This window comes from Amycolatopsis sp. NPDC101161 (assembly GCF_044768185.1).
Classification (GTDB): domain Bacteria; phylum Actinomycetota; class Actinomycetes; order Mycobacteriales; family Pseudonocardiaceae; genus Amycolatopsis.
The window spans coordinates 1,219,498-1,231,466 of record NZ_JBIWPI010000003.1 but is presented as its reverse complement, the minus strand read 5'-3'; the positions used below and the strand labels follow the sequence as shown (position 1 = coordinate 1,231,466).

The 11,969-nt window shown below is 71.9% G+C and carries 10 protein-coding genes; 2 read left to right on the top strand and 8 right to left on the bottom strand.

Translation table 11 applies throughout. The features are described from left to right. Window positions 1–119: 119 nt before the first annotated feature. From ACIRSS_RS27305 to ACIRSS_RS27275, 7 genes are all read right to left on the bottom strand, one after another. Entirely contained in the window at window positions 120–2,816 is a 2,697-nt protein-coding gene (locus ACIRSS_RS27305) for a PKD domain-containing protein (RefSeq protein ID WP_400899706.1), read from the bottom strand. Window positions 2,817–3,112: 296 nt separating this feature from the next. Further along, window positions 3,113–3,790 (bottom strand): response regulator, encoded by a 678-nt coding sequence (locus ACIRSS_RS27300; protein ID WP_400899704.1) that lies wholly within the window; start codon window positions 3,788–3,790, stop codon window positions 3,113–3,115. Then, window positions 3,787–5,091 carry a sensor histidine kinase gene (locus ACIRSS_RS27295; RefSeq protein WP_400899702.1) on the bottom strand — a complete coding sequence of 435 codons (1,305 nt, stop codon included), beginning with the start codon at window positions 5,089–5,091 and terminating at the stop codon, window positions 3,787–3,789. The genes ACIRSS_RS27300 and ACIRSS_RS27295 overlap by 4 nt, the downstream gene beginning before the upstream one ends. A gap of 69 nt (window positions 5,092–5,160) precedes the next feature. After that, window positions 5,161–5,994 carry an ABC transporter permease gene (locus ACIRSS_RS27290; RefSeq protein ID WP_400899700.1) on the bottom strand — a complete coding sequence of 278 codons (834 nt, stop codon included), beginning with the start codon at window positions 5,992–5,994 and terminating at the stop codon, window positions 5,161–5,163. Next, entirely contained in the window at window positions 5,991–6,929 is a 939-nt protein-coding gene (locus tag ACIRSS_RS27285) for an ABC transporter ATP-binding protein (protein WP_400899698.1), read from the bottom strand. Before ACIRSS_RS27285 ends, ACIRSS_RS27290 begins: the two co-directional genes overlap by 4 nt. 179 nt (window positions 6,930–7,108) lie before the next feature. Continuing rightward, a complete protein-coding gene (locus tag ACIRSS_RS27280) occupies window positions 7,109–7,846 on the bottom strand; it encodes an SDR family NAD(P)-dependent oxidoreductase (protein WP_400899696.1) in 738 nt (245 codons plus the stop codon). A 14-nt stretch (window positions 7,847–7,860) separates the two neighbouring features. Then, window positions 7,861–8,283: a nitroreductase/quinone reductase family protein gene (locus ACIRSS_RS27275; protein WP_400899694.1), complete on the bottom strand. Its 423-nt coding sequence runs from the start codon at window positions 8,281–8,283 to the stop codon at window positions 7,861–7,863. Between the two features lie 72 nt (window positions 8,284–8,355). On the opposite strand from ACIRSS_RS27275, the gene ACIRSS_RS27270 reads away from it, so the two are divergent. After that, window positions 8,356–8,919: a TetR family transcriptional regulator gene (locus ACIRSS_RS27270; RefSeq protein WP_400899692.1), complete on the top strand. Its 564-nt coding sequence runs from the start codon at window positions 8,356–8,358 to the stop codon at window positions 8,917–8,919. Here the strand turns inward: ACIRSS_RS27270 and ACIRSS_RS27265 are convergent, their stop codons facing one another. Further along, the gene (locus tag ACIRSS_RS27265) at window positions 8,920–9,798 is read right to left on the bottom strand and encodes an alpha/beta fold hydrolase (RefSeq protein ID WP_400899690.1); all 879 of its coding nucleotides are present in this window, start codon (window positions 9,796–9,798) and stop codon (window positions 8,920–8,922) included. Window positions 9,799–9,910: 112 nt separating this feature from the next. Between ACIRSS_RS27265 and ACIRSS_RS27260 the strand changes: the two genes are divergently transcribed. Further along, a complete protein-coding gene (locus ACIRSS_RS27260; RefSeq protein WP_400899688.1) occupies window positions 9,911–11,839 on the top strand; it encodes a BTAD domain-containing putative transcriptional regulator in 1,929 nt (642 codons plus the stop codon). The last annotated feature ends 130 nt before the right edge of the window (window positions 11,840–11,969 follow it).

Genomic DNA, 11,969 nt, shown 5'->3' with positions numbered 1-11,969 from the left:
GTCGGCAAAACGGAGGTTTAACGGGGGCCAACTGGGCTGGCCGCCCACCCTCCCGGGCCCGTGCGCCCGCGGGTCGGTCCCGAACCCCCCTGCCCCCCGCCCCCGACCCCGGTTGATGATCAGCTCACCGTGATCGCGGTGTCGTCCAGGACGAAGGACGTCTGCTTCGTGTAGTCCTCCGCCCCGGTGAACTTCAGCGTGATGTTCTGCCCGGCGTACGGGCCGAGGTTGAACGTCCGTTGCGCGTACCCCGTGTTGTGGTCGAGGTTGGAGTACGTCGCGAGCGTGCCGAGCACCGCGCCCGAACTGCTGAGCACCTGCACCTTCAGCGTGTCGTACTTGGCCGTGGTCGAGGTTTCGGCCGTGTCGACGTGCAGCCAGAAGCTCAGCTGGTAGCTCGAGCACCCGGTCGGCAGCGTGACCGGCTGCGAGAGCGTGTCGGTGCGCGTCGAGCCGTAGCCGTCGAGCCAGGCGTCCCAGCTGCCGGTGTGGGCGGGTTCGGCGGCCTTGTTGGCGATCACGCCCGCGGTCGCCGTCCACGGTGTGGCGCTTCCGGTTTCGAAGCCGGGGTTGCCGAGCAGCTGGGTCTGCGGGCAGCCCGTGGGCGTCGCGGTCGCCTCGCCGCTCTGCGCGCCCTCCCCGATCGAGTTCACCGCGCTGACCCGGTAGTAGTACGCCTGGCCGTTGGCGAGACCGGTGTCGGTGCAGCTCAGGACGGCGCCGAGGCCACCGCACCCGCCCGTAGTGAGCAGGGTTTCCCCGCCGCTCGCCGTGCCGCGGTACACGCGGTAGTTCGTGATGTTGACGCCACCGTTGTCGGCCGGGGCCGTCCAGTTCAGCGTCACCTGGCCGTTCCCGCCGGTCGCGGTCAGGCCGGTCGGGGCGCCCGGCGGCGCCCCGGCGATCGGTGACGCCGTGACCTGGACCGTCGACGTGGCGGTGTGCGCCGGCGAAGCGCTGTCGGTCACCGTCAGCGTCGCGGTGAACGTCCCCGCGCTCGTGTAGCTGTGACTGGGGTTCTGCGCCGTGCTCACCGCGGACCCGTCACCGAAGTTCCAGCTGTACGAGTACGCCGGGGTGCCGCCGGTCGCGGTGCCGGAGAACGCGACGTTCAGCGGAACCTGGCCGGACGTCGGCGCGGCCGACGCCGAGGCGGCCAGTGGCTGGCCGACCGAACCGACCGTGACGTTCACGCTCGACGTCGCCGTGTGCGCCGGGGAAGCGCTGTCGGTCACGGTCAGCGTCGCGGTGAACGTCCCCGCGCTCGTATAGGTGTGGCTCGGATTCTGGGCCGTGCTCGCGGCCGACCCGTCACCGAAGTTCCAGCTGTAGGAGTACGGTGCCAGGCCGCCGGTCGCCGAGCCGCCGAACGACACGGTCAGCGGCGCGTTGCCCGTCGTCGGCGCGGCCGTTGCCGAGGCCGAAAGCGGGGTGGCGCCTTGGACCCAGAGGTCCTCCAGCGGGTCGCCGAGCGCGGCCTGGTCCGCGGTGGTCATCGGGAACGTGGTCAGGCCGAGGTTGCCGGCGGGGTCGATGACGCCCGGCGAGACGTTCTGCAACGTCCGCTCCATCGCGGCGAGCACGTTGTTCGTGTTGTACGCGACATGCGTTACGTAGCCCTGTTTCATGTACTTCGGCGACGCCGCGACGACGGTCGGCACGCGATAGGTGTTGCTGACGTGGTCGGGGCCGTTGGAGCCGTTCTGCGTGTCGTCCTCGGTGACCACGACGACGGTGTTGTCCTTGTACGACGCGTTGTTCATGATCGAGTCGACGATCTGCTTCGTGACGGCGTCGTTCTTCGGGATGTCCTGGTAGGTGCCCGGGTGGTCGTTGAACAGCTCGACGTAGGAGTAGGCCGGCAGGCCGTTGGCGGAGACGTAGTTCAGGAAGCCGTTGCCGATCACCTGGTCGTCGTCGTTCTGGGCCCGGCAGGTGTAGTTGTTGTAGTTCAGCAGTTCCGGGGTCGACGTGCCGGGGCGGTTGACCGGCAGCACCTCCGGCTTGCCGGTGCCCGGGTTCTTCCACTCCCCGCTGCCGCTGCTGAGCATCCAGTAGAAATCGCCGCTGGTCACCATCGAGTACGGGCTGGTGCCGGTCGTGGTCCCGGTCTGCGTCGCGCACGGGTCGGTCCCCAGACCGCCCGGGCTCGACACGCCCTTCAGGAAGCGGTCGAACTGCGTTCCGGTGGCAGCCGGGTAGGGCTGCTGCTGCGAGCTGGACTGCGACTGGGCGGAGAAGAGCCACCAGTGGTTCGGGCCGCTCGGCGGCTGCGTGCCGGTGCTGTAGGCGTCCATCAGCGAGTAGTTCTTGGCGAGCGTGTGCAGGTTCGGCACCGAGCTCACGTGGTTCGTGCTCTGCACGGCGCCGTTGCAGCCCGCCTGGATCGTCGTGGCGCAGTCGCCGAGGTAGTCGTCGAAGGTGTGGTTCTCCCGCACCAGCACCACGAAGTGGGTGAACGGCGGGAAGTAGGGCGCGAGCGGATTCGACGCGGCGGCCGTCATCGGGCTCGACGTCCCGAGGCTCGTCCGGCTCTTGAAGTTCTTCGGCTGCGGGAAATGGGTGAATTCGACGCCCGGTGCGGCGAAACTCGCACCGGTGCAGTCGTAGTCATCCCCTTTGTACGACTGTGGCCGATTTCCTTCCGGGCGGTCTTTCGCGTCGTCGGGGTCGGCGTCCGGATTCCAGTTCTTGATCGTGCACGAGCCGACCCCCGTCGCGGGCCGGGCGCTCGCGCCGGCCGGGCTCAACCCGGCCGTGCTCAGCAGCAGGACGATGCCCGCCGCCGCTGCCATCCGTGACTTCCACCTGATCATGGGTGCTCCCCAGCAGAGTCCTCGGCGGAAAAGGTGGCCGTCGGCCACCGTCATGGGATGGTCCGGACCGAACAGGTTTCCCACAAGCAACGTCAGTCGCCAATTTCTCCCGGCTGTCCATTTTTTAGCTGTCCGTTAACCGTCCGAAAACCCTCTAGCTGACGAGAAATTCACGACATCCGGAGTTCATCTCCGGGCCATCGTCGGCAATTCGTCCGATGCGGGAAAGTGGCGACGCAATGCCTGGTATTCCGCGCTTTGCACGAATGAGGACCGGAGGTCACCGGCCGGGCGGGTCAGCTCGGCGGGTTCGGCCGGGTCAGGCCGAGGTCGTAGGCGAAGATCACCGCCTGGACGCGGTCTCGGGCCCCCACCTTCGCCAGCACCCGGCCGACGTGGGTCTTGACCGTGGATTCCGACAGCACCAGGCGTTCGGCGATCTCGCCGTTGGTCCACCCGCTGCCGATGGCGACCAGGATCTCCTGCTCGCGTTCGGTCAAGCTCAGCCAACGGGGATCGGTCCGGGACGGCGGTTCGGCGCTGCTGTCCGGGAGCCGCTCGGCGTAGGTGTCGAGGAGCCGCCGGGTCAGCGCCGGGGCGATGACGGCGTCGCCGCCCGCGACCGCCCTGATGCCGGCGAGCAGTTCTTCGGGATGGGCGTCCTTGAGGAGGAACCCGCTCGCTCCGGCGCGCAACGCGGCGTAGGCGTACTCGTCCAGGTCGAACGTGGTCAGGACGAGAACGCGGGACCGGCCGCCGGTGGCGAGGATCTGCCGGGTGGCTTCGATGCCGTCCATGCCGGGCATGCGGATGTCCATGAGGACGACGTCGGGCCGCAGTTCCGCGGTCCGGCGCACCGCTTCGGCTCCATGCGCGGCTTCGCCGACGACTTCGGTGTCCGGCGTCGCGTCGAGCAGCATCCGGAAGCCGAACCGTTGCAGGGGCTGGTCGTCGACGATGAGCACGGTCGTCACAGCGCACCGCCGGGCGGGACGGAGATCGGGGTCAGATCCAGGACCGCCTGCACGACCCATCCACCGCCGGCGGTGGGGCCGACGGTGACCGTGCCGCCGTACAGGGCCGCGCGTTCCCGCATCCCGGCGATCCCGTGCCCTTCCTCGGCGGGTGGCTCGAGCGGCGTGGCGGCATCGGGCGGTCCGGTGTCCTGGACGCGGATGCGCAGCGCCGGCCCCTCGACGGCGATCAGGACTTCGGCCCGGGTGCGCGGGCCGGCGTGCTTGAGCGTGTTGGTGAGTGCCTCCTGGACGATCCGGTAGGTCATCAGTTGCACTCCGCGATCGAGGGTGTCCAGCTCCCCGGCGGACCGGAGGACGATCTCCGGTCCGGCGGCGCGGATCCGCGTGCACAACGCGTCGAGGTCGCCGATGCCCGGTTGCGGGTTCAGCTCCGGCGCGTCCGCTTTCTCCCGCAGGACACCCAGCATGCGCCTCAGCTCCCCCAGCGCCTGCCGCCCGGCGTCGCCGACCAGCTCGAGCGCCTGCTTGCTGCGTTCGGGGGTGACGTCGGCCGCGTAGGCGCCGCCGTCGGCGAGCGTGATGATGACCGACAGGTTGTGGCCGATGATGTCGTGCATCTCGCGGGCCATCCGGGTGCGTTCGGTGACGGCGGCCAGCCTGCTGCGCTGGTCCCGCTCGATCTCCAGCTGCCGCGCGCGGTCGCGCAGGCTCGCCAGCTGGGCCCGGCGGATCCGGACGGCCAGCCCGAGCGCGACCGCCGCGGTTACGGCGGTGAGCAGGAAGAACAGCGCCTCCCAGAACGACACCGCGGACACCGCGCGGGAGACCCGGGCCGCCACGGGGAGCACGAGCGCGACCACCCCGGCCCCGGCCCACGGCAGGTGCCGCGGCCGGGCGTGCAGGGTGACGCTGTAGAGCGCGACGAGCACGGCGACGTCGGCGCGCAGGAAGACACCGAGTGACCACTGGACGGCGAACACCACCGCGGTCAGCGCCAGCGCCACCGAGGGGGCCCGGCGCCGCCAGAACAGCGGCAGCAGCAGGCCGGCTTGCAGCGCGAGGGTGCCGGCCGCCGGCAGGTGGGTGAACGCGAGCCGCAGCTCGTCGGGCCCGGGCCCGTCGTCGTGCGGGACCAGGTCCGGCAGGCAGAACAGCAGGAACAGCGCGGCGACCACCGCCAGGTCCAGGACCCACGGGTGGCGCCGGTCGGCCTGCCGCAGCCGCTGGCCGTACGCCGTGAGGCGCGCGACCAGCGGGGAGCCGGTCCACGACGGCGCCGCGGCTTGGTCGTCGGGCACGGGCGTCACCTGTTCATCGTCGCGGAAAACCGCCGGCGCGGCACCAGGGGCCGCGCCGGCGGTGGGGGGTCAGGCGTCGGACCGGGCGAGCCGGTAGGCGGCGCCGCCCAGCACGAGGACCGTCCAGCCGGCGAAGACCAGCATCCCGGCGGCCGGCGCCAGGGTGGTGGCGTCGTGGGTCAGGGCGAACATCGCTTGTCCCGCGTTGCTGGGCAGGTACGGGCTGATGTCGGCCTGCCACGACGTCGGCAGCAGCGAGACCAGGCCCGGGATCAGCATCAGCGCGCCGACGAGCACCGAGATGCCCCCGGCGACCGAGCGCAGGAGCGCGCCGAGCGCGACCCCGATCACGCCGACCAGGCCCAGGTAGAGCCCGGTGCCCAGCAGGCTGCGCAGCACGCCCGGGTCCGACAGCGACATCGCCGCGGGCGTCCCGGCCACGATGGCGCTGCCGAAGACGAAGGCGAGGAACGCGCCGACCGTGCCGACGAGCAGGGCGACGACGCCGAACACGGCCGACTTGGACCACAGCACCGGCAGCCGGCGCGGGACCCCGGTCAAGGTCGAGCGGATCATGCCGGTGGAGTACTCGCCGGCGGTCACGAGCACGCCGAGCACACCCAGCGCCAGCTGCGCGAAGTTCGTGCCGAACAGCGACAGGCTCAGGGCGGTCGCGTGGGCGAAGTCGGGGTCGAGCGGCTGGCCGGAGCTGATGTTCGACTTGTACCGGGCGGCGGAGATCAGCCCGAAGCCGACCAGGAACACCAGGCCGAGGACCAGGGTGATCCAGGTGGAGCGCAGGGACCAGAGCTTGGTCCACTCGGAACGCAGGACGTGGCGCCCGGTCACCCGGTAGACCGGGCGGACGGTGCGGGCGGGGGCTTCCGGGGTCAAGGTGCTCATGCCGCCCTCCCGAGCGCGTCGATGCCGGTGGTGACGCCGTGGTACTCGACGGCGTCGCGGGTCAGGTCCATGAAGGCTTCTTCGAGCGAGACGGTCCGGGCGGTCAGCTCGAACAGGGCGATGCCGTGTTCGGCGGCCTTGGTGCCGATGGCGCGAGCCGAGAGGCCTTTCACCTGCAGCTCCTCGGAACCGGTGCGGCCCGCGATCTCGACGCCGGGACCGGCCAGGACCTCGCGCAGGCGCGCCGGGTCCGCGGTGGCCACCTGGACGGTGTCGCCGCCGGCGTCCCGGACGAGCTCGTGCACGGTGGTGTCGGCGAGCAGGCGGCCCCGGCCGACGACGATGAGGTGCTCCGCGACCAGCGCCACCTCGCTCATCAGGTGCGACGAGACGAAGACGGTGCGGCCGTCGGCCGCGAGCCCGCTGAGCAGGTTGCGGATCCAGAGGACGCCCTCGGGGTCCAGTCCGTTGACCGGCTCGTCGAGCATGATCGTGGCCGGGTCACCGAGCAGGGCCGCGGCGATCCCCAGCCGCTGGCCCATGCCGAGGGAGAAGCTCCCCGCGCGCTTCTTCGCCACCGACTGCAGCCCGGTCAGCTCGATCACCTCGTCGACCCGCCGGCGCGGGATGCCGTGGGTCTGGGCCTGTGCCAGCAGGTGGTCGAACGCCGACCGTCCACCGTGGACGGACTTCGCTTCGAGCAGGACCCCGACTTCCTGCAGCGGCGAGGTGTGCTCGGCGTAGCGGCGGCCGTTGACCTTGACCGAGCCACTGGTCGGCGCGTCCAGCCCGACGATCATCCGCATCGTGGTGGACTTGCCCGCCCCGTTGGGCCCCAGGAACCCGGTGACGGCGCCCGGCCGGACGGTGAAGTCCAGGTGGTCGACCGCCGTCTTCTCCCCGTACCGCTTGGTCAGCTGATGTGCCTCGATCATCGTTCATCCCCTGGATCCGCGGACCGGTCGCCCCAGCCCGTTCTGCCTCAAAGGTAGGAAGGGAACCGGGCCGCGAGGCGGTACCGCGGGAGGAAATCCAGCGCGGCGAGTAGTACCGCGGTACGACACGCCGACAGCGACTCACCGATGTTCGTTCGCCGCGACCCACGTCGGGCTGCTCAAAGCAGGGCTCCGCCGGAGACTTCGATGCGTTCCGCCGTGATCCAACGCATCTCATCCGATGTCAGGGCCGCGATGGCGTCCCCGATCTCCTCCGGGTGCCCGACCCGGCCGAGCGCCGTCCAGCCGGAGAGCGTTTCGCGGAGGCCGGGATCGTCGCGCATGGCGCCGCCGTTGAAGTCGGTCGCGGTGGGGCCGGGGGCGACCGCGTTGACGCGGATGCCGCGCGGCCCCAGTTCGGCGGCCAGGCTGCGCGACAACGCTTCGACTGCGGCCTTCGACGCCGAGTAGACCGCGGTTCCCGGACTGACGTGCCGGGTCAGCGACGTCGACACGTTGACGATGCGCCCGCCGTCGGCGAGGTGGGGCGCGAGTGCCTGGATGAGGAAGAAGGTACCGCGGAAGTTCGTGTTCACCAGGGTGTCGAAGTCTTCGGGCGTGACGTCGGCGAGTGCGCCGAAGCGCCCGATGCCGGCGTTGTTGACCAAGACGTCGAGCCTGTCGGTGCCCCATCGGCCGCGCAGCGCGTCGAGCAGGCCGGTCGTGAACGCGCCGAACGTGGCGATGTCCCCGATGTCCAGGCGCAGTGCGAGGGCGTCGCCGCCTTCTTCCTGGATCAGCTTCACTGTCTCCGCACCGGCATCGGCGCCGCCACGGCAGGCCACGACTACGTTCAGGCCACGCCGGGCCAAGGCCAGCGCGGTACTGCGGCCGAGGCCCCGGTTCGCGCCGGTCACGAGAGCGGTTCCCCTCACTCGAGTCCTTCCGGGAAGTCGACGCGGACCAGCGGGCTGCCGGCCAGCCACGCGTTCAGCGGTTCGACGGGCTGCCGGAGGCCCGCCGGGTTCGACGGCTGGTTCAGGTCGGCGATGATCGAGGTGAACACCGACTCGCGCTCGGCGGGGTCGTGGACCGGGGTGCCGATCGCGGCGAGGTCGGCGCGCACGCCGTGCTTGAGGTGGAACGTGAAGGCCGGGTTCTTGACGATGTTGGCGTACCAGCTGCGCTTCGCGGGCGTGGTGCTGAGGTAGACGCGCCCGCCGGCCCGGTAGAACCACACTTCGATCCGGCGCGGCAGGCCGGTCCGCGCGCCGGTGGTGGTGATGTCGATGGTGCGCTCGCGCGCCGAAGACGCCGGTGTGATCGCCAGCGCCCGTTCGATCTCGGGTTTCATGACCCTCCTGTAAGTAAGTGCTTATTTACTTATACACTGGGATCGCCCCGATGCCACGGAGACGGAGACCACATGCCCGCGCGCGACGGCCAGGCGACGAAGGCCCGCATCCTCGAGGCCGCCGTCGCCGAATTCGCCCGGCACGGCCTCGCCGGGGGCCGCGTCGAACGGATCGCCCGGGAAGCCGGGACCAACGTCCGGATGATCTACGCCTACTACGGCAACAAGGACGGGCTCTTCGACGCCGCCCTGACCAGCGCGATCCAGTCGATGGCCACGAAGGTCCCGCTCCGGCCGGACGACCTGGCCGGCTGGGCCGGCGACCTGTTCGACTTCCACGGCCGCGAGCCGGCGCCCCTGCGGATCAACGTCTGGGCCCAGCTGGAACGCCCCGAAGCCGCGTCCGAGCCGCTGGAGACCTACCTCGCGAAGACCACCGCGCTGGCCGGCACCACGACCGCGGCACCGCTCACCGCGGTGGACCTCCTCGTCTTCATCTACGCCATCAGCCAGGCCTGGCAGCTGACCCCGGTCGGCCTGCTCGAAGCCGACGGCTCCGGCGCGCGGGATCCCCGGCGGATCGCCGCGCACCGCGAGGCCGTCGTCACGGCGGCGACCCGGCTGATCAAGGCGTGATCAGCGGGCCAGCAGGTCCCGGATCGCGCCCGTGATCTCGTCCGGTGCTTCCTCGGCCATGAAGTGCCCCGCCTTGGTCAGCCGGTGGTCCAGGTCCGGCGCCCACGCCTTCCACACCGCGGCGGCGTCGTAGCCCAACTGCGCGCCCCAGTCCTGCTGGACGACCGTCACCGGCATGGCCAGCTGCGACCCGGCGTCCAGGTCGGCCTGGTCGTGGGTGACGTCGATGCCGGCCGAGGCGCGGTAGTCCGCGACGATCGACGGCACCGCCGCCGCGCTCGCCCGCAGGTACTCCGCGCGCACCTCCGCCGGGATCGCCGCCGGGTCGTTCGCCCAGGCGTCGAGGAACGAACCGAAGAACGCGTCCGCGCTGGCCGCGATCATCGTCTCGGGCAAACCCGGCGGCTGCGCCATGAGGAACAGGTGGTAGCCGACCGCCGCCGGGACGCCGTGCAGCACGTTCCACATGTCCAGCGTCGGGACGACGTCGAGGATGCCCAGGTGCGAAACGGTTTCCGGGTGGTCCAAGCCCGCCCGGAAGGCGACCAGGGCACCCCGGTCGTGCCCGACGAGGGCGAAGCGCTCGTGGCCGAGCGCGGCCGCCAGAGCCACCACGTCGGCGGCCATCGTGCGCTTGGCGTAGACGTCCTCGCCGGTGGCCGCCGGCTTGTCGCTGGCGCCGTAACCGCGCAGATCCGGGCAGATCACCGTGTGCTCGCCGGCGAGCCGCTCGGCGACGTGCCGCCACATCAGGTGCGTCTGGGGGAACCCGTGCAGCAGCACCACCGGGCTGCCGCTGCCGCCGACCGCGGCAGCCAGCTCGACGCCGCCGGCACCGGGCAAGCGGACGTGGTCGAAACCGGGAATGGAGAGTGTCATCGAAAGCCGTCTTTCGGATCGGGAACCTGACCCCGCCGAGCCTGGGCGACGGCGATCAGCAACCGATCAGTGCGCCCGGGCGCACCCGGCCACCGGCACCGATGATGGGGGCATGCGAATCGACGTGCTCGGTGCCGTGCGGGCCCTGGACGACGACGGGAGCCCGGTCGGCCTCGGCGGTCCGCGCCACCGTGAGGTGCTCGCCCGCCTCGTCGCCGCCGAAGGGCGGCTGGTCACGACCGACACCCTCGTCGCCGGCCTCTGGACCGAGCCACCGGCACGCGCGGTCGGCGCGCTGCGGACGTTCGTCGCCGCGCTGCGCCGCGCCCTGGAACCCGACCGGTCACCCCGCACCCCGCCGCGGGTGATCGTCACCGAAGGCCCCGGCTACGCACTGCGGCTGCCCCGCGAAGACGTCGACGCCCACCGGTTCGAGGACGCGCTCGCCCGCACCCGCCACTCCCCCGGCGCGGTGACCGAACTCAGCGCGGCGCTCGCCGCCTGGCGCGGCCCCGCCTACGCCGACGTACCGGATTCCTCGTGGGCGCACCGCGAACGGACCCGGCTGGAGGAACTTCGGCTGGCGGCCCTGGAACTACGCGCGCGCATCCTCCTCGACGCCGGAGAAGGGGCCGACCTCGTCGCCGAACTCGGCGCTCACGTCACCGAACACCCGTGGCGCGAGCCGGCCTGGGGACTGCTGGCCCGCGCCTTGCACCGCGCGGGCCGCCAGGCCGACGCCCTGTCGACCCTCCGCCGCGCGCGCACGATGCTCGTCGGCCAGCTCGGCCTCGATCCCGGACCCGACCTGCAACGCCTGGAGACCGACATCCTGACCGGGCCCGCGCCCGGCACGCCGGACGCGTGGACCGGCCCGGGTGTCCGGCTCGGCCCGCGCACGACCGTGGACCTCGCCCGCACGCTCGCGCTGGCCGGCGGCGACGCGCTCGTCCACTCCCGGCGTGACCGCCTGGCCGCGATCCACGCCGCCGAACGCACCGGGGACCTGCGCCTGACCGCCCGGACCATCGGCGCCTACGACGTACCCGCCATCTGGAGCCGGGCCGACGACCCCGAGCAGTCCCGGGCGGTCGTCACCGCCGCCGAACGCACGCTCAGCCGGCTCGGCCCGGACGAGCCCGCCGACCTCCGGGCGCGGCTGCTGGCCACGATCGCCGTCGAAAGCCGCACCGCCGACCTGACCGCGGGCGAGCTGAGCCGCGCCCGGCAGGCCGCGCACCAAGCCGAGGCGCTGGCCCGAGAACTGGGCGACCCCGCACTGCTGGTGTTCGCGCTCAACGGCGTGTTCCTGCAGTCCTTCACCCGCCCCGGGCTCGCGGTGACGCGCGACGGGATCGGCACCGAGATCCTCGACCTGGCGACCCGGCACGACCTGCCGAACTTCGCGGTCCTCGGCCGGCTCGTCCGCCTGCAATCCGCCTCGGCCCTCGGAGACCTGGACGCCGCGGCCGCACACGCGACGGCGGCCGAACAGCTCGCTGCCACCACCGAGGCTCCTCTCGTCGAGGTCCTCACCGCCTGGTTCCGGGCCCGGGTCACCGCCGCCCGCAGCACCGAGCCCGACGGACCGGCCCCCGCCACGGCCGCGGCGCAGTACCGCGCCGCCGAAGAGGCCCTGCGTTCCGCCGGAATGCCCGGACTGCACCGCGGCCTGTTCGCGCTCGCGCTGCTGGGACTGAGGCTGCTGCACGACCGGCCCGCACCCACCGACCGGCACCTGGACTGGGGACCGTATCTGCCGTGGACACGTCCCCACGTGCTGCTCGCCCAAGGCCGTGACGAGGACGCCCGCACCGCGCTGGCCGCGGCGCCGGAGCCACCCCACGACCACATGCAGGAGGCGATGTGGTGCCTGACCGCCCACACCGCGGTACGCCTCGGCGAACGCGAAGCCGCCGCGCGGGCCGCCGCCGCCCTGCGTGACGCTCAGGGCGAAGACGCCGGCGCCGCCAGCGGCATGCTGACCCTGGGCCCGGTAACCCGGTACCTGGCGGACGCAAGCCGGTCGTCGTGGACGTGAGCCCCGGCACCGGCTGGCGGTAGCACGGTGTGCAGTGCCGGCTCTTCTCGTTGCTCACTTCGTGCATCCCGTCCCCGGGGCCGGGCTGGCTAGCGTGGCCGGAAACCTTTGACCACAGAGGACAGCCGCC